General features: G+C 68.5%; 18 protein-coding genes, 1 pseudogene and 1 riboswitch. Of the genes and pseudogenes, 10 read left to right on the plus strand and 9 right to left on the minus strand.

What is annotated here, in order from left to right:
- Positions 1-168: 168 nt before the first annotated feature.
- Positions 169-630: a DUF6193 family natural product biosynthesis protein gene (locus ACNFOC_RS31845; protein ID WP_416962514.1), complete on the minus strand. Its 462-nt coding sequence runs from the start codon at positions 628-630 to the stop codon at positions 169-171.
- 143 nt (positions 631-773) lie between these two features.
- Between ACNFOC_RS31845 and ACNFOC_RS31850 the strand changes: the two genes are divergently transcribed.
- A complete protein-coding gene (locus ACNFOC_RS31850; RefSeq protein WP_416962515.1) occupies positions 774-1046 on the plus strand; it encodes a hypothetical protein in 273 nt (90 codons plus the stop codon).
- 65 nt (positions 1047-1111) lie between these two features.
- Here ACNFOC_RS31850 and ACNFOC_RS31855 read toward each other — a convergent pair whose 3' ends face one another.
- From ACNFOC_RS31855 to ACNFOC_RS31875, 5 genes are all read right to left on the minus strand, one after another.
- Positions 1112-1324, minus strand: coding sequence for a DUF397 domain-containing protein (locus tag ACNFOC_RS31855; RefSeq protein ID WP_416962516.1), 213 nt, complete (start codon positions 1322-1324; stop codon positions 1112-1114).
- On the minus strand, positions 1321-1530 hold the full coding sequence (locus tag ACNFOC_RS31860) for a DUF397 domain-containing protein (protein ID WP_416962517.1): 210 nt from the start codon (positions 1528-1530) through the stop codon (positions 1321-1323). The genes ACNFOC_RS31855 and ACNFOC_RS31860 overlap by 4 nt, the downstream gene beginning before the upstream one ends.
- Positions 1527-2396 (minus strand): helix-turn-helix domain-containing protein, encoded by an 870-nt coding sequence (locus ACNFOC_RS31865; RefSeq protein WP_416962518.1) that lies wholly within the window; start codon positions 2394-2396, stop codon positions 1527-1529. Before ACNFOC_RS31865 ends, ACNFOC_RS31860 begins: the two co-directional genes overlap by 4 nt.
- 127 nt (positions 2397-2523) lie before the next feature.
- Positions 2524-3666 carry a glycoside hydrolase family 53 protein gene (locus ACNFOC_RS31870; protein ID WP_416962519.1) on the minus strand — a complete coding sequence of 381 codons (1143 nt, stop codon included), beginning with the start codon at positions 3664-3666 and terminating at the stop codon, positions 2524-2526.
- A gap of 123 nt (positions 3667-3789) precedes the next feature.
- Positions 3790-5796 (minus strand): beta-galactosidase, encoded by a 2007-nt coding sequence (locus tag ACNFOC_RS31875; protein WP_416962520.1) that lies wholly within the window; start codon positions 5794-5796, stop codon positions 3790-3792.
- 221 nt (positions 5797-6017) lie between these two features.
- Between ACNFOC_RS31875 and ACNFOC_RS31880 the strand changes: the two genes are divergently transcribed.
- The 5 genes from ACNFOC_RS31880 (at position 6018) to ACNFOC_RS31900 (ending at position 11227) form a co-directional block, all read left to right on the plus strand.
- Positions 6018-7352, plus strand: a complete 1335-nt coding sequence (locus ACNFOC_RS31880) for an ABC transporter substrate-binding protein (protein WP_416962521.1) — start codon at positions 6018-6020, stop codon at positions 7350-7352.
- Positions 7349-8338 (plus strand): carbohydrate ABC transporter permease, encoded by a 990-nt coding sequence (locus ACNFOC_RS31885; RefSeq protein ID WP_416962522.1) that lies wholly within the window; start codon positions 7349-7351, stop codon positions 8336-8338. Before ACNFOC_RS31880 ends, ACNFOC_RS31885 begins: the two co-directional genes overlap by 4 nt.
- On the plus strand, positions 8335-9216 hold the full coding sequence (locus ACNFOC_RS31890; protein WP_416962523.1) for a carbohydrate ABC transporter permease: 882 nt from the start codon (positions 8335-8337) through the stop codon (positions 9214-9216). The genes ACNFOC_RS31885 and ACNFOC_RS31890 overlap by 4 nt, the downstream gene beginning before the upstream one ends.
- A 69-nt stretch (positions 9217-9285) precedes the next feature.
- A complete protein-coding gene (locus tag ACNFOC_RS31895) occupies positions 9286-10314 on the plus strand; it encodes a LacI family DNA-binding transcriptional regulator (protein WP_416962524.1) in 1029 nt (342 codons plus the stop codon).
- Between the two features lie 106 nt (positions 10315-10420).
- On the plus strand, positions 10421-11227 hold the full coding sequence (locus ACNFOC_RS31900; RefSeq protein ID WP_416962525.1) for an HAD family hydrolase: 807 nt from the start codon (positions 10421-10423) through the stop codon (positions 11225-11227).
- A 94-nt stretch (positions 11228-11321) separates the two neighbouring features.
- Here the strand turns inward: ACNFOC_RS31900 and ACNFOC_RS31905 are convergent, their stop codons facing one another.
- The 3 genes from ACNFOC_RS31905 to ACNFOC_RS31915 form a co-directional block, all read right to left on the minus strand.
- Positions 11322-11801: a transglycosylase SLT domain-containing protein gene (locus ACNFOC_RS31905; RefSeq protein WP_366099695.1), complete on the minus strand. Its 480-nt coding sequence runs from the start codon at positions 11799-11801 to the stop codon at positions 11322-11324.
- A 3-nt stretch (positions 11802-11804) separates the two neighbouring features.
- A riboswitch (cyclic di-AMP (ydaO/yuaA leader) is annotated at positions 11805-11976 on the minus strand.
- A 263-nt stretch (positions 11977-12239) separates the two neighbouring features.
- The gene (locus ACNFOC_RS31910; RefSeq protein ID WP_416962526.1) at positions 12240-14234 is read right to left on the minus strand and encodes a CocE/NonD family hydrolase; all 1995 of its coding nucleotides are present in this window, start codon (positions 14232-14234) and stop codon (positions 12240-12242) included.
- Positions 14235-14261: 27 nt separating this feature from the next.
- The gene (locus tag ACNFOC_RS31915) at positions 14262-15764 is read right to left on the minus strand and encodes a peptide MFS transporter (protein WP_416962527.1); all 1503 of its coding nucleotides are present in this window, start codon (positions 15762-15764) and stop codon (positions 14262-14264) included.
- Positions 15765-15972: 208 nt separating this feature from the next.
- Between ACNFOC_RS31915 and ACNFOC_RS31920 the strand changes: the two genes are divergently transcribed.
- From ACNFOC_RS31920 to ACNFOC_RS31935, 4 genes and pseudogenes are all read left to right on the plus strand, one after another.
- On the plus strand, positions 15973-16983 hold the full coding sequence (locus tag ACNFOC_RS31920) for a polyprenyl synthetase family protein (protein WP_416962528.1): 1011 nt from the start codon (positions 15973-15975) through the stop codon (positions 16981-16983).
- Between the two features lie 262 nt (positions 16984-17245).
- On the plus strand, positions 17246-18478 hold the full coding sequence (locus ACNFOC_RS31925; protein WP_416962529.1) for a LolA family protein: 1233 nt from the start codon (positions 17246-17248) through the stop codon (positions 18476-18478).
- A 51-nt stretch (positions 18479-18529) separates the two neighbouring features.
- Positions 18530-19504 carry an ABC transporter ATP-binding protein gene (locus ACNFOC_RS31930; RefSeq protein ID WP_416962530.1) on the plus strand — a complete coding sequence of 325 codons (975 nt, stop codon included), beginning with the start codon at positions 18530-18532 and terminating at the stop codon, positions 19502-19504.
- A pseudogene (locus ACNFOC_RS31935) lies at positions 19491-19706 on the plus strand (ABC transporter permease); the annotation flags it as partial. The gene ACNFOC_RS31930 and the pseudogene ACNFOC_RS31935, both read left to right, overlap by 14 nt.
- Positions 19707-19809: the final 103 nt, after the last annotated feature.

The following is a 19809-nucleotide window of genomic DNA, read 5'->3' on the forward strand; positions in this document are numbered from 1 at the left end:
GTCCTGAGCCGAGCGGCGCGCGGCAGCGGCCTGTGTCGCCGCCTCCGGTGGGCTCAGGCCCACTTCTTGGGGGTGCAGTCGCTGGGTGTGGGCGTGAGTGTGGTCGTGGCCAGGGTGTGCGCTGTGTGCGGCGAGCGGATCGCTTGAGACGGGCGGACGTTCGAAGTCTCAGCCGATCCCGTCCGACGGGTAAGAACGCCGCTTATCGTCTCCAGAGGGCTTGTCCGCCGGGGCCGTGTCGAGCCCGTCGAGTTCCTCCCGGCCTCCGACGACCGCTGGGCCGCAGCCTGGGGGCAGACCATCGACGACCAGAGCAACTGCTTCCTCGGCGGTGTCCGCCTCCCCGACGATCTGGGAACGGGACGGCCCGGCGACGAGGTAGCGCCCGCCAGGAAGGTGCATGACGAACGGAACATCCCAGGACCAGTCATCGGTACACCTGCTGAAGTGCAAGTCCTGGTGGCTGCTTGAGGGATGGAGCTGCCGGAGAAGCGGCTCAGCGTGCGCGGCTCCCACCAGCGTGACGTCCATGTCCTCCCGGTGAAGCAGTCGCTGCCACGCGGCCTCCACGACATCATCCTGACCAGGTTCGGCGTCATCGGAGGCGCCAGGCGCGTCTGTCCATCCCATGCACCCATTCTGCCGTCCCGTGCGCCGACCGGCCTTTTCGCGCGGACCCGTTCACCTGGGACGGCCTGTGGATCGGCCCCGTTCACCTGAGACAGGGACCGGATCGGCCGAGGCGGGCTGATCACCGTGCATAGGGTTCCCCCATGAATGATGAGATCACGGCCACGGTCGGCCACCAGTTGTACTCGTTCGACGGTCGGATACTGGAGATCTTCGGCAACCACCCCAAACGCTTCCACATCCGGCACATGCGCCTGAGCGTCACCGGCCCCGACCGGAAGGGGAGGTGGATCGTGGAGATCGACGCCGTGGGGACGCGCGTCACCATGCCCTACACGGCCGTGGAGTGGGAGGCGCCCGGCCTGGCCGCGCTGCTGGAAGCGGTACAGGCGGCCATCGCGCAACTCGCCGAGTAGGGGTGCTCGTTGAGTGTGACACTTCGGGGTGGAGTGTCACACTTCTGGCGAGGGGTGGGGGTGGGTCAGGCTTCGGATGCGTATGTCACGAAGTTCGTCCACGTGGTTGCCGTGACAGCGAAGCGGGGGCCCTGGGGGCTGTGCTTGGAGTCGCGGATGTGGATCGTGACGGGGGTGGTCGCTACTTCGACGCAGGAGTCGCCTTCGGAGCTGCTGCTGTAGCTGCTTTTGAACCACGCCAGTTCGGAGGCGTCCCGAGCCGGGGGCTTGCGGATCATTCCCCTCCCGCCAGTTGCAGGAAGTCCGTCCAGGCGGCTGGGGTGACGGTGAAACGGGGGCCCTGGGTGTTCTTGGAGTCGCGGACGTGGATGGTGCCGGGGGTGGTGGCCACCTCGACGCAGTCGTTCGGGTCGCTGGTGTCGCTGAAGCTGCTCTTGAACCAGTTCAAGTCGGAAGCGTCTCCAGCAGGGGCCTTGCGGATCATGTCTCTCCCAGCAGTTGCTCGATGAAGGCCAGTGACTCCCGTGTGGTCAGAGCCTCCGCTCGGATAATTCCATAGCGCAGCTCAAGGATCCGCAAGTGCTTCAGGTCGGAGACAAGACGGCCGCCGTATCCGTCATCCATGCGACCGGCGGCCGTGCCGTCCCCGAACTTCAGCACCTGGATCCGTCCTCCCATCCCGGGATGGTCCCAGCGGTCCGTCGGCATTACCTGGATTTGGATGTTCCGCAACTGGGCCATTTCTACGAGGTGTTCGAGTTGCCCGCGCATTACTGCCCTGCCCCCGATCGGGCGCCTCAGTGTCACCTCTTCCAGCACGAAGCTGAGTTCAGGTGCAGGCGAGCGCTGGAAGATCTTCTTGCGGGCCATGCGCCCGGCGACCGCTCGCTCCAACTTGTCGTCCGGAAGCGCGGGTCGTTGCGATCCGAGCAGCGCAAACATGAACTCCTCTGTCTGTAGGAGGCCATGCAGAGCATGGCTGCCGTACGAGAGCAGTTCGACCGTCTTGGCCTCCAACGTCGCCAAGTCCCGCACCCGCTTCGGGTACTGAACCTTTGCCACGTCCTCCTTCATCGCCGAGATGAGCCCATCCGCCCCCAACACCTCCTCCGCCTTGTCCAGATACTCAGGCCGAGGAATCCGTTTCCCGCCCTCGATCTTGTAGACGAGGTCCTCTCCGTACCCCACCGCCACCGCGAAGTCCGGGACCCGCATCCCCACCGCCTCGCGTCGCAGCTTCAACTGGCGCCCCACCGTCGCGAGGACCGCCAACCCCCACTCGTCGTCCGGGTCGACCTCCCAACCCGGCTCGTCCGCCTCGGTGTTGAGCTGCTCCGGTTCCGTGTCCACGTTCGCCCCTCCGTCGTACGGCCGTGCCGCAACGCCCCCTACCCGTACGGTCCCTGTCGACAGCCTGGACAGCACTGGACAAGCACCGGACAGTAACCGTACGGGTTGGACTCGTCACTCGCGGGCGTTACGACCGGTAGCGCCCCAACGTCCGCAACCCCGGCAGCGCCTTGTCCTGGAAGTCGAACAGGGCGAGGTTCTCCCACGCGTTGCCGGACGTCGGATCCGCCGGGTCCCAACCATCCCCCTTGCGATACGTCCAGACGCCTTCCCAATAGCAGTAGCCCAACCCCTTGTTGCCGGGCACGTTCGCCATCAGGTCCGCCACCGTCCGCAGCCACGCCGACTGGCCGGCCGGGGTCGCCGGATACCCCTCCGTCAGCTGCGAGGGGTCGTACATGATGTCGTTCGTCGCGTCCTCGCTCTCCAGCGTGAACGGGTACGCCGTCTCCGCGATCAGCACCGGCTTGTCGTAACGGGCCGAGATATCCGCCAAGTTGGCCGCCGCGGCCTCCGGGGTGCCGTGCCAGAACGGGTAGTACGACTGGGCGATGATGTCGAAGTCGACGCCGTCGGCGACCACGTTGTCGTACCACCAACGCGATGTGCCGTTGTCGCCGCCCGAGGCGATGTGGAGCATCGTGCGGATACGCGGGGTCGTGTCGCGCGCCGCGGTGAGGCCCGCCTTGAGGAACGTCGTCAGGTTGCCCCAACCCCCGGCGTCGTCACCCCAGTTCTTGCCGGTGGGCCAGAGCAGCCCGCCGTTGATCTCGTTGCCGATCTGGACGAGGTCCGCCGGGGTGCCCTGGCGGCGCAACGCGCCCAGGACGTCGGCCGTGTGGTCGTAGACCGCCCGTGTCAGGCCCGCCACGTCCAGGTCGGCCCAGGCCGCCGGCTTGGTCTGGTGGGCCGGGTCGGCCCAGGTGTCGGAGTAGTGGAAGTCGACCCAGATGCCGATGCCCGCCCGGCGCAGGCGCTTCGCCAGCGGCAGGATGTGCTTCTTGTTGTTGTAGCCGTCGGCCGGGTTCACCCAGACCTTGAGGCGGGCGTGGGTGACGCCCGCGTCCGCGAGGATGCGGATCGGGTCGTCCCGGCGACCGTCCGCCCGGCGGTACACCGCACCGGACGCCTCGTCCTTCGGCAACGACGAGATGTCCATCCCTCGTATCTCCAACCGGCGCCGGTCGGCGGCGGCTGCGGGCGTCACGCCCAGCACCGGTACCGCGAGTGCGGCCGCACCCGCCGCCGTAAGAACAGTGCGTCTGCGCATCACAAAGCTTCCCTTCAGTAAGTGACCAGAGAAACAAGCAAGTTGAGCCGAGCCGAGCCGAGCCGAGCCGAGTTGAGCTGAGCCGAGCCGAGTTGAGCTGAGCCGAGTTGAGCTGAGTGGAGGTCAGCGCGGGTCCCGGAAGACCTCCACCCCGCCCGCCGGCACCGCCGCCCGGCTCCCGTCCGGCAGCACCACCTTCACCTCGCCCCCGGTGTGGTTCACCGCGAAGCGAAACGTCCCCGACTCGCCCTCCCGTACGACGAGTTCGACATCGCGGGGAAGATCGACCGGCGTGATCCCCGCGTCCGCGAGGGCGAGGTCGACGACGGCGGCCAGGTCGGCGCCCGTCAGCCGCGTCGCCAGGTACCACGCGGCCCCCGACCCCACCGCATGCCGGGTCAGCGCCGCCCCTCCCGCCGTACGCCCGTCCGCGAAGACCGCGACCGTCTCGCACCCGGCGCCCGGAACCACGACCTCCGACCACAGATCCGCCTCGTACACCGCGCCGTCCGCACCCCGGACCGACACCGTCTCGCCCGGCAGCAAGGGGTCGAACTCCTCGACGGTCAGCCCGAGTACGTCCCGCAGCGCCCCCGGATACGCGCCCGGATGCAGCGTGTCGTTCTCGTCGACGATCCCGGAGAAGAAGGAGACGAGCAGAGTCCCGCCCCGCGACACATACCTCTCCAGATCCGCCCCCACCCCCACCGGCGCCGCGTACAACTGCGGTACCACCAGCAGCGGATACCGCTCCGGGTCCAGGTCCCCCAACCCCGTCGGCGGCAGGAAGTCCACCGTCAAGTGCCGGTCGTACAGGGCCTCGTAGAACGAATCCAACCGTTCCCGCGCGTCCAGGTCCTGGCTCGGCCGCCACTCCAGGCTCTGCGCCCACCAGGAGTCCCAGGACCACACCATCGCCACGTCACCGCGCGTCCGGGTGCCGCGCAGACCGGCCTGGCCCAAGTCCCGGACGCGGCGGCCGAGTTCGGTCACCTCGCGCCAACCCCGGTTGTCCGTACCGGAGTTCGCCAGCATCGCCGTATGGAACTTCTCCGCGCCCGACTGCGACTGCCGCCACTGGAAGAACATCGCGCCCTCGGAACCCCGGGCCACGTGCCCGAGTGAGTTGCGGGCCATCTCGCCGGGGCGCTTCGCCGGGTTGTACGGCTGCCAGTTGACCCCCGACGTGGCGTGTTCCAGCAGCAGCCACGGACCGCCGCCCGCCACCGAGCGCGTCAAGTCGGCGGCCAGCGCCAGGTTCACGTGGGTGCGGCGGCCGTCGGTCATCAGGTAGTGGTCGTTGGTGACGAGGTCGACCTCCTTCGCCCAGGCCCAGTAGTCGACGCCCTGGCCCTGGCTCGGGGCGACCATGAAGTTGGTGGTGACGGGGACGCCGGGGGAGAGCCGGTGCAGGATGTCCCGCTCGGCCACGAAGTTGGCGCGGGCCTGTGCGTCGGCGAAGCGCCGGTAGTCGAGCTGCTGGGTGGGATTGCATACGGACGGGGTCGCGCGGGGCGGAGTGATCTCCTCCCAGTCGCCGTACTGCTGGCCCCAGAATGCCGTTCCCCAGGCCTGGTTGAGGGCGCCGAGCGTGCCGTAGCGATCCTGGAGCCAGGCCCGGAAGGCCGTCGCGCAGGTGTCGCAGTAGCAGGCGAGGACGGGGGCGCCGTACTCGTTGTGGACGTGCCAGAGCACGACGGCGGGATGGCTGCCGTAGCGCTCGGCGAGGGCCGTCGTGATCGTGGCCGCGGCCGCCCGGTAGTCGGGGTCGGAGTGGCAGATCGCGCCCCGCGAGCCGAAGGCGAGGCGGACGCCCTCGCGGGTCACCGGGAGCGCGTCAGGGTGCGCGCGGTAGAACCACGCCGGCGGTACGACGGTGGGTGTGCCGAGGTTCACGGATATCCCGGCCGAGTGCAGCAGGCCCATCACCGTGTCGAGCCACGCCCAGTCGTACTCGCCGGGGCGCGGCTCCATGCGGGCCCAGGAGAAGACGCCGAGGGAGACGGCCGTGACCCCGGCCTCCCGCATCAGCCGTACGTCCTCCTCCCAGACCTCCTGCGGCCACTGCTCGGGGTTGTAGTCACCTCCGAAGGTGAGCGGCAGACGGTCGTGCGGGGCGGGGGACGGCATGGGTTCACTCCCGGGGATCGACGACTGAGGCGGCTGAAAACTCAGTGATTCTGTGATCGTGCACATGGATGGTTGCGGCGTCCATCTGTCAGCAACAAGTAGGTAACCCCAGGGTTCATCCATTGACAAGGGTCCGAAACAATTCTCTACTGTGCACGGTCACAGAGCCGTGCGGAGCAGGTGAGACACATCCGAGGCCGGCTCGCACTCAGTCAGGGGAGATGAAGATGTCGATCCACCGCCACCAGTTCAGCAGGCGCAGCATTCTTGCCGGGGCAGCAGCCGTAGGCCTCACGGGCACCCTCGCCGCCTGTGGCGGTTCCGACGACGACTCCGGCGAGAGCAGCGGGCCCGTCAAGCTGACCTACTGGGCCTGGGCGCCGAACATGGAAAAGGTCGCCGCGATCTGGAACAAGAAGAACCCGGACATCACGGTCACCGTCTCCAAGCAGGCCGCCGGCAAGGACATCGTCTCCAAGCTGATCACCGCGAAGAAGGCGGGCAACGCCCCCGACCTCATCCAGGTCGAGTACCAGTCGCTGCCGACGCTGGTCTCGAACGACGTGCTCGCGGACATCTCGAAGTACGCGAAGTCCGCCAAGTCCCAGTTCGCCGAGGGCCTTTGGGGCATGGTCACGCTCGGCACCGACGCGGTCTACGCGATACCGCAGGACTCCGGGCCGCTGATGTTCTTCTACCGCGAGGACCTGTTCAAGAAGCACAATCTGACCGTCCCCGCGACCTGGGACGACTTCGCCAAGACCGCCCGCGCCGCCAAGAAGGCTGTCCCGGACGCCTACTTGACGACGTTCTCTTCCAACGACCCCGGTCTGTTCGCCGGGTTGGCGCAGCAGGCCGGTGCCAAGTGGTGGACCGTGGAGAGCGGCGGCAAGTGGACCGTCGGCATCGACGACGCGGCCACGAAGAAGGTCACCGACTTCTGGGGCGGGCTCGTCCAGGAGGGCGCGATCGACAACCAGCCGATGTACACGCCGGCTTGGAACAACGCCCTGAACAAGGGCACCCACCTCGGCTGGGTCTCCGCCGTGTGGGCGCCCGGTGTGCTGGTCAGCTCGGCCCCCGACACCAAGGGCAAGTGGCGGATGGCGCCGCTGCCGCAGTGGAGCGCGGGCGAGGACGTCACCGGCAGCTGGGGCGGCTCCTCCACCGGCGTCTCCACCGACTCCAAGCACGCCGAGGCCGCGGCCAAGTTCGCGACCTGGCTGAACACCGACGCGGAGGCGCTGGCCGCCCTGGTCAAGGAGGTCGCGATCTACCCGGCGGCCACCAAGGGCCAGTCCGGCTCGGTGCTCACCCCGCCCGCGTTCTTCCCGAACCAGACCGACTTCTACGACACGGCCGCGAAGATCGCCGCCACCACGGCCGCGTCCGCCTGGGGCCCGAACGTGCAGGTCGCCTACGACACCTTCAGCGACGCGTTCGGCACGGCCAGCAAGGCGAAGAAGGCGGCGCAGTTCGACTCGGCCCTGGCCACCATGCAGTCGAAGACCTTCACCGACATGAAGAAGCAGGGCTTCAAGGTGACCGAGGCATGACCAGCACTCCGCTCAAGGGCTCCGACCGGCCGACGGTCGGGCCCTTGGCGGACGGCACCGCCACCTCCGTCCGCCCCCGCCGCCTCCGTCGCCGTGGCCGCAGCGCGCCGTACTGGTTCCTCGTACCGGCCGTGCTCCTGTTCGCCGCCTTCACCGTCGTACCGATCGGGTACGCGGTGTGGCTCAGCCTCCACAAGGTCCAGGTCAAGGGCATCGGCCTCGGCAAGGGCGCCCGCCAGCAGGTCTGGAACGGCCTGGGCAACTACACCGACGTCCTGAACGACTCCGAGTTCGGCCACAGCGTCCTGCGCGCCTTCGGTTACGGCCTGATCGTCATCCCCACGATGCTTGGTCTGGCGCTGGTCTTCGCGCTGATGCTGGACACCCCGCAGGCACGCAGCGCCAAGTTCGCGCGCCTGGCGATCTTCCTGCCGTACGCCGTCCCCGGCATCATCGCCGCACTGATGTGGGGCTTCCTGTACCTGCCGACGGTCAGCCCCTTCTACTACCTGCTGCGCGAGTTCAACCTCCCGCAGCCGGACCTGTTCGACGGCGGCAACCTGTACCTGTCCTTCGCGAACATCGCGGTGTGGGGCGGCACGGGCTTCAACATGATCGTCATCTACACCGCCCTGCGCTCGATCCCGCAGGAGATCTACGAGGCCGCCCGCATCGACGGCGCGTCCGACCTGAAGATCGCCCTGCGGATCAAGATCCCGATCGTGATGCCGTCGCTGGTGCTCACGTTCTTCTTCTCGGTCATCGCCACGCTCCAGGTCTTCACCGAGCCCATGGCGCTGAAGCCGCTGACCAACGGCCTCTCCAGTTCCTGGAGTCCGCTGATGGCCATCTACGACGCCGCCTTCCTCAGGTCGGACATCTACGGCGCCTCCGCCACCGCCGTGGTGCTGGCCCTGGCGACCTTCGCGCTCTCCTTCACGCTGCTGCGCGTCTCCGACCGCTACACCCGGGAGGACCGGGCATGACCCCCCTCACCCTCACCGCCACCGACGCCCGCCCGGCCCTCGGCAAGCCCAAGCGCACCGCCTGGGTGCCCACCCTGGTGCTGATCCTCGGCGCGCTGTACTGCCTGATCCCCGTGGTCTGGGTGGTCATCGCGGCGAGCAAGGGCCGCGGCGAACTGTTCTCCACGTTCACCTTCGCCCCCGGCACCGGCTTCCTCGACAACTTCAAGCAGCTGAGCTCCTACCGGGACGGCATCTACTGGGAGTGGATGCTCAACTCCCTCTTCTACGCGGGCGGCGGCGCCCTGCTGTCGGCCGCGGTCTCGGCCGCCGGCGGCTACGCACTGGGCCGATTCGCCTTCAAGGGCCGGGAGTTCGTCTTCAAGCTGATGCTGGCCGGCGTCCTCGTCCCGAGCATCGTGCTGACCGTCCCCCAGTACCTCCTCCTGTCGAAGCTGGGCCTGGCCGACTCGTACTGGTCGATGCTCCTGCCGTCGATCCTCTCTCCCTACGGCGTCTACCTCGTCCGTATCTACGCGGCCGCCTCCGTGCCCGCCGAACTCCTCGAAGCCGCCCGCATGGACGGCGCGAGCGAGTGGCGGATCTTCTCGCGGATCGCGGTGCCGATGATGATGCCGGGGCTCATCACGGTGTTCCTGTTCCAGTTCGTCGGCATCTGGAACAACTTCCTGCTGCCGTACGTCATGCTCGCGGACGACACCAAGTTCCCGATCACGCTGGGCCTTTACACCCTGCTCAACCAGGGCGCCTCGCAGCCCGCGCTCTACACCCTGGTCATCATGGGCTGCTTCCTCGCGATCCTGCCGCTGATCGCGCTGTTCCTGGTGATCCAGCGCTTCTGGTCCCTGGATCTGCTGAGCGGATCGGTAAAGGCGTGAGGCGCAAGCACTGAGCGAACCCGAAGCCCTACCTCCCCCCACCGCACCCGAACGGGCAGAACGAGGAACATGACCACCAGTCCGAACGGACGCCGCAAACCACCCACCATCCACGACGTGGCCCGGGAGGCAGGGGTCTCCCGGGGGACCGTCTCCCGGTTCCTCAACGGCGGCCACTACGTCTCACCCGCCGCCCGCACCGCGGTGGAGACGGCGATCAGGAAGACGGGCTACGTCGTCAACCGGCACGCCCGCTCCCTGAGCACCGGACGGTCGGACTCGGTGGCGTTCCTCCTCACCGAGCCTCAGGAGAAGTTCTTCGAGGACCCCAACTTCAATGTCCTGCTGCGGGGTTGCACCGAACACCTGGCCCGGCACGACATCCCGCTGCTCCTGATGCTGGCCTCGTCGAAGGACGAACGCCGCCGCCTCACCCGGTACATCACCTCGGGCCACGTGGACGGCGTACTCCTCGTCTCCAACCACAGCGGCGACCCGGTCGCGGCCGAACTCCGGGACGCGGGAATCCCGTTGGTGGCCTGCGGCAAACCGCTCGGCAAAGCCTCCAAGTACAGCTACGTCGCCGCCGCCGACCGCGACGGCGCCCAGGAGATGGTCCGCCACCTCATCGCCGCCGGCCGCCGCCGCATCGCCATGGTCACCGGCCCGCTCGACGCCCCCGGCGGCCCCGACCGCCTGGCGGGTTACCGAGACGTCTTGACGGAGGCAGGCCTCCCGCACGACCCCACCCTGGTGGTCGAGGGCGACTACCGCCGCACGGGCGGCGAGGAAGCGGCCCGCAGACTCCTGGCCCAGGCCCCGGACATAGACGCGGTCTTCGTAGCCTCCGACCTGATGGCCCTCGGCGTCGTCAACACCCTCCAACAATCCGGCCGTTCGGTCCCGGATGACATCGCTGTCGGAGGCTTCGACGACTCGGCGGCGGCCACCTCCATCACCCCGGCCCTCACGACCATGCGCCAGCCCTACGACCGCATCAGCGCCGAGATGGTGAGGATGCTGCTGGCCCAGATCGCCGGCGAGGACACGGCGGGCGTGATTCTGCCTACGGAACTGGTGGTACGGGAGTCGGCATAACGGCCGTAACTGTCAAACCAACCGGAACACGGGTCAACGCATGTGAAGGCAGGAGCCGTCCGGTTCGTGTCGAGTCGGTGGGGCGTTCCATCCGTATTCTCTGATCATGGCCGCACCCCTCGCATATGCACTGATCGCCACCGACCTGGACGGGACGCTGCTGCGCGGCGACGACACACTCTCCGACCGGTCCCTCGCCGCACTGCGGCGGGTGGCGGCGGCGGGTGCCCGGCACCTCGTCGTCACCGGCAGGCCCGCCCCGAGGGTGCGACCGCTCCTCGACGACCTCGGCAGCAGGGGGCTCGCGGTGTGCGGACAGGGCGCGCAGTTGTACGACGCCGGCGCGGACCGTCTGCTCTGGTCGGTCACCCTGGACCGGGAGTTGGCGGAGACCGCGCTCGGCAAGATCGAGGCGGAGGTGGGCCAGGTGTACGCGGCGGTAGACCAGGACGGCGTGGACGGCCTCACCCTGATCGAGCCCGGCTACTTGATGCCGCACCCCACGCTCCCCGCGGTACGGGTAGGCAAGCGGGACGACCTCTGGTGCGAACCCATCAGCAAGGTGCTGCTCCGTCACCCCGCCCTGGAGGACGACGAGTTGGCGTCCACGGCCCGCTCGGTGGTCGGTTCCCTGGCCTCGGTCACCATGTCGGGCCCCGGCACCGTCGAACTCCAGCCACTCGGCATCACCAAGGCAACGGGACTGGCCCTCGCCGCCCGCCACTTGGGCCTGTCCCCGTCCGACACCATCGCCTTCGGCGACATGCCGAACGACATCCCGATGTTCGACTGGGCGGCCCACGGAGTGGCGATGGCCAACGCCCACCCCGAACTCAAGGCGGTAGCCGACGAGGTGACGTCCTCGAACGAGGACGACGGAATCGCCCTGGTACTTGAGAGATTGTTCAGCTAGAACGCCCTGCTTTTAGGGGCGCGGGGAACTGCGCGACCAGCCACGACGGCGCGGCAGTCAAACAAACAACCCGTCGTGGCTGATCCAACGATTTCTAGTAAGCCCCGTACACGTTGTCGATGGAGCCATACACCGCGGCGGCGTAGTTACAAGCAGCGGTGATGTTCGCAACCGGGTCATACGGGTCAAACGAAGTCCCGGCAACGTGATACGCGTTGAACGTCGGGTCGATCACCTGAAGCAACCCCTTCGACGGCGTACCCGCCGCCGCGTTGGAGTCCCAGTTGTTGATCGCGTACTGGTTCCCGGAAGACTCACGGATCACGTTCCGGTAGATCCCGTTGTACGTACCCGGAATCCCCTTCTGCGCCATGATCGCGAGCGACTCCCGAATCCACCCGTCAAGGGTGTTGGGGTACCCGGCAAGCGTGGTCGAGGCGGCGGTGGTCGACGTGGTGGCCGCGGACGCGGTGGTCGCACCGACGACAGGCAGCGCGAGGATCGCGACACCGGTACCGGTGAGAACGGCACGGCGGACGAGGCGGGCGCGGCGGGACTGAGCGGATGCAGGCATGACGAGGTTCCTCTCCGTCGCCTGCGAGGTGAGCTGTCGGGTTCGGGCTGGGAGGTGCCCGGCCACGCCCTGACGGACGTGACTTAACCCCAAGCCGTTCCGGTCATGACGACCGGCCCGGCGGCTTACCTGGTTCCCCCGCTCCTGCCGTGCGAGAAGTTCGTGACTGGGATGCCGGGCGGCGGCAGGATTCGGCGTTCCGCTCGACAGGCCGGGAAACTATGCGAGAGCACATGTCCGGAACAAGTGGCGGAATCACACCTAACCCCTATTGACCTTGGTCTGAGGCGTATGAGGCACTTGATCCTTTGCGTGAGCCAAGGGTCAACTGTCAAATGCCGTAAGGGAAAACGCGGGCAGACCAGGACACAGGGCACGCACAGAAACGCGTGACCCAACTCACGGGAGGATTAAGAACGGCAAATCGGGCATTCATCCTCAACTGGCAGTTCTCGGAATCCTTTTCTCCCATGTGCGGTGGAAGATCACTTCTTCGCCCTCGGTGCAGATGACCTCGTTCGAGGTAATAAATTCCGTTTCGTCGCAAGTAATCTCCGACCGCGTCCGCACGGTCGTGTCCCACCCCAGCTCCGGCCGGTGCAGCCGGATCGACCAGTCCGAGCGGGTGCGGGCCGACAGCGGATCCGACTCGTCGATCGTGTACGTCTCCAACGCGTCCTCGGTGAACTCGAGCCCGTCCGGGTACACGCGCGTGCCGCCGTACCGGGGGTCCACCTCCAGCCGCCACTCGCCCTTCGCGACATCCCGTACGACCAGCCGCTCGGGGCGCGGTTCGTCCAGCGTGGCCGGGTAGTTGACCCCGAGGGGCTCGGCCTCCTCGGGTTCGTCGAACCGGATGTCCTCCGTCAACTCCTGTTCCCGCACCGGGAGTTCGAGCGCGCTCCCCTCCGGGTCCAGCGTGAACCCCGCCGCCGATTCCGGCTGCGGCCAGATCCACGGCCAGTACGCCGACGACACCGCGAGCCGGATGCGGTGCCCGGGCGGGAACGCGTGCCCGATGCCGTTCAGCTCGAAGGTCACGTCCTCGGTGGTGCCCGGCGTCCACGGCACCGCCCGGTCCCGCCCATGCCGCGCCGACAGGTTCAGCACACCCCGGGTGACCAGGGTCGAGGCGCCGTCGGGGGCCACGTCGCACAGCCGGGCGATCACCTGCCCGCGCGGCACCTCACAGGTCAGCCGCAGCCGCACCCTCGGCCGCCCCAGCACCCACGTCTCGGCCGGCACCTCGAACTCGAAGCACGCGGAGCGCGCGTCCTCGTCCCGCTGGTCCGGCGGCAGGTCGGCGTCGTTCCCGAAGGGGAAGAAACGGCCCGCGTCCACGCCCGTGTGCATGGGGGAGCGGACGATCACGGGGGCACCCCGGAGGCCGTACGTCGTCGTCTTCACGTGCGGCGAGGGCCACGCGGGCTCGCCGACCCAACGGCCCGGCAGGGTGTCGTAGACCGTGGCCGGAGGGTGCGAGTCGCTGACGTAGGCGCGGAGGAGGGGGTCCGTCATCACTCCTGTGTCGATGCCCTTGAGGTGCTGATCCCACCAGCGGAGGGTCTCCTGGAGGAAGCCGATCGCGGGGCCCGGCGGCAGGCCGCGGTCCGGGTACTGGTGCGACCACGGGCCGATCAGGCCGCGTACGCGGTCCGGCGGGAGGTGTTCGACGAGCCGTAGGACCGTGTCGCGGTACGGGTCGTGCCAGCCGCCCACCGCGAGGACGGCCGCGTCGATCGCGCCGTAGTCCTCGCAGACGCTGCCGTGCTTCCAGTAGTCGTCGCGGATCTGGTGGGCGAGCCAGGTGTGGATGAACGGGTCGATCTGTTCGAGGCGCTTGAGCCACGTGTCGCGCCAGACGAGGCCCGCGTACTCGGGGTCCGGCGGGCGGGCGACGAAGGCGAGCATGGTGGCCGCCCAGGCGTGCAGGTCGACCGCGAGGGCGGAACCTCCCATGTAGTGCACGTCGTTGTCGTAGCGGTCGTCCGTCGAGCAGACCGTGACGATCGCCTTGAGCGGCTCGGGCGCGAGGGCCGCGATCTGGAGGGAGTTGAAGCCGCCCCAGGAGATGCCGAACATGCCGACCTTGCCCGTGCACCAGGGCTGCGCGGCAAGCCAGTTGACCACTTCTACGCCGTCGGCGAGTTCCTGCGCGTCGTACTCGTCGCCGGGGGCACCCTCACTGTTGCCGTGCCCGCGCACATCGACCCGGACGGAGGCGTAGCCGTGGCCCGCGTACCAGGGGTGGCGCTGGGCGTCGCGGGGCGCCGTCCAGTCGGTCAGGCGGTACGGGAGGTACTCGAGGAGCGCCGGTACGGGTTCGTCCGTCACCGGGCGCCACACGCGCGCGTAGAGGCGTGTTCCGTCGGGCAGCGGGATACGGAGGTCCTCGTGGGCCGTCTCGTAGGGGAAGGAGGTTCGGATGTGCATGACGTGACCCCTGGGGCTCCGTTGGCTTCAGTGGACCGGGTGCATCGTGCGGCGCAGCCACGGCGCGGCGGCCATCACCGCGAGGCCCGCGGCCACCGCGATCGCGCCGTTGACGCCGAAGTAGGCCGGCTTGGAGACGTCGTCGTAGAGCTTCACCGTCTGGGCCTGGATGCCGTTCGCGAGGGCGAGGGACAGGAACCAGAGGGACATGGTCTGGCTGGAGAAGGCGGCCGGGGCGAGCTTCGTCGTGGCCGACATGCCGGAGGTCTCCAGGAGGATGTCGCCGAGGCCGAGCAGGAAGTACGAGCCGACGATCCACCAGGCCGACATCGTGTAGCTGTCGTTCGCGTGCCCGGAGGTCGGCAGGACCATCAGCAGGAACGACAGGCCGCCGAGTACGACGCCGATCGCGATCTTGTTGGAGGCGTGCGGCTGGCTACGGCCCATGCGGACCCAGAGCGCGGCGACCAGGGGCGCGAGCCCGACCTCGAAGGCGCCGAGCGCGCTCGCGTACCAGCTGGCGGGGAAGTCGAAGCCGAGGATGGTCGTCTCGGCGTTCGACGCGGCCAGTAGCATCATCGTCGAATAGGCCTGGAAGAGAATGAAGTTGAAGACCGTGGAGGCCAGGAACAGCACGATGTACGGGCGCAGCCGGCCGCGTTCCTCGGCGCTCACGCGCGGGCTCATGAACATCACCGCGAAGTACACGACCGGCGCGATCACGGAGATGACGGTGAGCAGGTCGACGAAGCGGCCCATCGTCAGCCAGCCGGCGACGGCCAGCCCGGTCGCGAGCACGGCGGCGGCCAGGATGCCTACGACGATCAGTCGCACCGCGCGGCGCAGCGCGTCCGGCGCGAGCGCGAACTCCGCGGTGTTCCTGCGCCCGGCCAGGTGACGGCGGCCCGCGACGTACTGGATGAGCCCGAACGTCATGCCGACCGCGGCCGCCGAGAAACCCCAGTGCCAGCCCTCGTGGTCGCCGAGCCAGCCGGTGATCAGCGGGCCCGCGAAGGCGCCGATGTTGATCGCCATGTAGTAGAGCGCGAAACCGGCGTCCCGGCGCTCGTCGTCGGTGCGGTAGAGCTTTCCGACCATGGTGGCCACGTTGGGCTTGAGCAGGCCGGTGCCCGCGCTGATCAGCCCGAGGCCCACCCAGGTCATCGTGGGGGTGGGGACCGCCATCGCGTAGTGCCCGCAGGCGATCAGGACGCCGCCCCACAGCACCGCGCGGTACGAACCGAGGATGCGGTCGGCGAGCCAGCCGCCCGCGACCGAGACGAGATAGACCAGGGTTCCGTAGGCTGCCGATACGGATGCGGCCGTTCCGGACGACATGCCCATGCCGCCGTGCGCGACGGTATCCGCGAAATAGAGGACGAGGATGGCCTGCATGCCGAGGAACGAGAACCGCTCCCAGACCTCAAGCCCGGAGAGCGTGAGCAGCCCCTTGGGCTGGCCGAAGAAGGCGTGGTCGTCCTCGGGCGGCGGTTGGTCGTCGGGTTCGGCTTCCAGTGCGGTTCGGGACACGATCCACTACTTCCGCGTAAGTCGATAAATATCCGTTCTTATCAGGTGATCGAAAACATACCGGTCGTGATCCGATACCGCCCCTGCTGGACGGGGTGGGCGGCCTGGGTGATCGAAAGCTGACCGGATACGCTGACTTGAGTGATGCCAGCGACCTATCGACAAACCGTGTGACCGCCCAGGGACACCAGCAGACAGGAGACCCCTCGTGACCGTCGTCGGGCCGTTCGGGCTGAGCGTGCGGGACCAGGCTCTGGAAGCCGATGTCCAGGCCGGAATGGCGGCCGTCGAGGAGGGTCTGCTCGAAGCCACCAAGAGCGAGGTCCCCTTCATCACGGAGGCCGCCCAGCACCTCGTGCGCGCGGGCGGGAAGCGGTTCAGGCCGCTCCTCGTGATGCTCGCCGCACAGTTCGGTGACCCCTACGCGCCGGGTGTCGTGCCCTCGGCCGTCGTCGTCGAGCTGACCCACCTCGCCACGCTGTACCACGACGACGTCATGGACGAGGCGACCGTGCGGCGCGGCGTGGAGAGCGCCAACACCCGCTGGGGCAACTCGGTCGCGGTGCTCACCGGCGACTTCCTCTTCGCGCGCGCGTCGCACACCCTGGCCGACCTCGGCCCCGAGGCGGTGCGGGTGCAGGCCGAGGCGTTCGAACGGCTCGTCACCGGCCAGATCCTGGAGACGGCCGGCCCGTCCGACGGACGTGACCCGGTCGAGCACTACCTCGACGTGCTCGGCGGCAAGACCGGCTCCCTGGTCGCTGTCGCGTGCCGCTTCGGCTCGATGATGGCCGGCTGCGACGACACGATCGTCGACGTCCTCACCCAGTACGGCGAGCGGCTCGGCGTCGCCTTCCAGCTCGCCGACGACGTCCTGGACATCGCCTCCGACGGGGAGGAGTCCGGCAAGACCCCGGGCACGGACCTGCGCGAGGGCATCCCCACGCTGCCGGTGCTGCGCCTGCGGGAGCGGGCGGACCGCCTCGGTCTCGCCGAGGACATCGCCCTGTGCGAGCTGCTCGACTCCGACCTCACGGACGACGCCCGGCTCGCCGAGGCCCTCTCCCGGCTCCGGGCCCACCCGGCGCTGGAGCAGGCCCGCCGCGACACCGTCCGGTACGTGGAGGACGCGCGCGCGGCCCTCGCCCCGCTGCCCGAGTGCGACGCGAAGGTCGCCCTCCTGGAGATGTGCGACGCGGTGGTGCACCGCGCGGGCTGAGGCCCTGGGCAAGAGGCCCTGAGTAACTGCCGTACGGAGGCGGCGTCTTCCCCCTAAGGGTTTGGGGAGGCGTCGCTTCCGTGTGTCATACCCCAGGCGTACGTGGAGTTGGCTCCCGGGTCTGACGCTTATGTGTGGCGGATTTGGTCAGATGGAGAACAGAGAAAACACCACTCCTCACCGATTCGGGTGAGAATGGCGGCTCAGGGTGGGACGAGTGCACGACGGATTAGCCGCCGCCGACGACGGAGGTAAGGCAGACATGGCACCGTACGAAACCGACGACAGCACGGACACCGGAGAGCGCGACGAGCTCCGGGCCGGGCGGCGCAGGGCGGCGCGGTACATCGTCCCGGTCACCGTGGTGGGGGTGGCGGCGGCGACCATCGGACTGGTCCCGGCGCTCGCCGACTCCGGCGACCCGAACCTTCCCAAGGTCACCGCCCAGCAACTCATCGACAAGATCGCCAAGTCGGACGTCCAGCAGCTGTCCGGCACCGTGAAGATCAGCACCGACCTGGGCCTGCCCGACCTCGGCGGCCTGGAGAGCAGCCTGATGTCCGGCGCCACGAAGTCCGGCGACGGCTCCTCCGCCGACCCGACCACCAAGCTCACCGAGCTGGCCACCGGCACCCACACCCTGCGCGTCGCGGCCGACGGCCCCGACAAGCAGAAGGTCTCCCTGCTGGAGAACGCGGCGGAGTACAGCCTCATCCACAACGGCAAGGACGTCTGGGGCTACGACAGCGCGTCGAACGAGGTCTTCCACGGCACGACCGCCGCGGATGCCTCCGGCGCCTCCAAGAGTGACGAGACCCGGGCCACGCCCAAGGGGCTCACCGACGAGGCGCTGAAGTCGGTCGACGACACGACGTCCGTCACGGTCGACGGCACGGAGCACGTTGCCGGGCGGGACGCCTACAAGCTGCTGATCAAGCCCAAGCAGTCCGGTACGACGGTCGGCGCGATCAGCGTCGCGGTGGACGCGAAGACCGGTCTGCCGCTCAAGTTCACGCTCACCCCGGCGAGCGGCGGCGCGGCTGTCGTCGACGTCGGCTTCACCCAGCTCAGCCTCGCCAAGCCGGCCGCCTCGACCTTCGACTTCAAGACGCCCAAGGGCGCGAAGGTCACCACGGAGGACAGCGCGACGGAGGCTGCTCCGACCCCGGACCACTCCGGTGCGTCCGGTAAGGCCGGCAAGTCCGACGAGGACCTCGGCAAGGGGCTCGATGATCTGACGGTTCTCGGCAAGGGCTGGAACTCCATCGCCACGTTCGACACCGGCGGCGAGGGCGTGCCGTCCGGCTCCTCGGCCGGTGGCGGCGACCTCGGTGGCTTCCTCGGCTCGCTCGGCGACGAGGTGAAGGGCGACTTCGGTTCGGGCACGGTGTTCTCGACCCGGCTGGTCAACGCCCTGGTCACGGACGACGGCAAGGTCTACGTCGGCGCGGTCACCAAGAGTGCGCTCGTGAAGGCGGCGGACGCGGCGAAGTAAATACCGACGGTTGATCAACTGCCGTAGGGGCACGACGAATTGAGGGAGTCGATGGGCGAACCGTCCGCTGAAGTGCCGGAACAGGTGGGGGCGGGTGACGGCATCATCGCCACCCGTGGTCTCACCAAGCGCTTTCGCGGCGGGCAGCTTGCCGTGGACGGTCTCGACCTGACCGTCCCGGCGGGCAGCGTCTTCGGCTTCCTCGGGCCGAATGGCTCGGGTAAGACCACCACCATCCGGATGTTGATGGGGCTGATCGAACCTACGTCTGGGACGGCCCGTGTGCTGGGTCGTCCCATGCCGAGATCCGTGCGTACGGTTCTGCCGCATGTCGGTGCGCTGATCGAGGGGCCCGCCTTGTACGGGTTCCTTTCCGGTCGCGACAACCTGCTTCGGTACGACGCCGCCGATCCGACCGCCGATCCGCGTACCCGGCGTACCCGCGTCGCCGCCGCGCTGGACCGGGTGGGGCTGACGGCCGCCGCCGGCAAGAAGGCCAAGGCGTACTCCCTGGGGATGAAGCAGCGGCTGGGGCTTGCCTCCGCTCTGCTTCAGCCCCGTGAGCTGCTTGTTCTGGACGAGCCGACGAATGGGCTCGATCCGCAGGGCATGCGTGAAATCCGGTCTTTGATCCGGGAGTTGGCTTCCGACGGGACGACCGTTTTTCTGTCTTCTCATCTGCTCGACGAGATCGAGCAGGTCTGCACCCATGCGGCCGTGATGGCACAGGGGCGGCTGATCACCCAGGGCTCGGTGGCCGAGCTGGCGGCGGGGACGAGGGGGCGGCTGTTCGTGAACACGCCTGATGCCGGGGACGCGGCACGGGTGCTGAAGGAGCAGGGGCTGGCCGACGTGGTCGTGGCGGAGGAGCGGGTGACTGCGGAGCCGCCCGATCGTGAACTCGCCGAGGTGAATGAGGCGTTGGTGACCGCCGGGGTGCGGGTGCGGGGCTTCGGGGTTGAACGGGCTTCTCTGGAGGACGCGTTCGTGGCGCTCACGGGGGAGGGGTTCGATGTCGCGGGCTGAGGTGGCTGCTTCGGGGCCCGCCGTTGGTGTGCGGGCGCCCCGGTTTGTGTGGACGTTCGGGCTGTTGCGTAGTGAGTTGGTGACCACGTTTCGGCGTTGGCGCACCCTTGCGTTGCTCGGGGTGCTGGCCGCCGTGCCGATTCTGGTCGGGATCGCGGTCAAGTTGGAGACGCAGGACGGGGGCGGGCCTGGGCGCGGCGGTCAACACCATGCCCGAGGCGACGCTGAACGCCACCGCCGACCACGGCGACATCCACGGCGACACGGTGACCGGCGGCTACGCGCAGGCGCGCGCCGACCTGGAC

Origin of the sequence: Streptomyces colwelliae, assembly GCF_048158785.1 — a bacterium.
Lineage (GTDB): Bacteria > Actinomycetota > Actinomycetes > Streptomycetales > Streptomycetaceae > Streptomyces.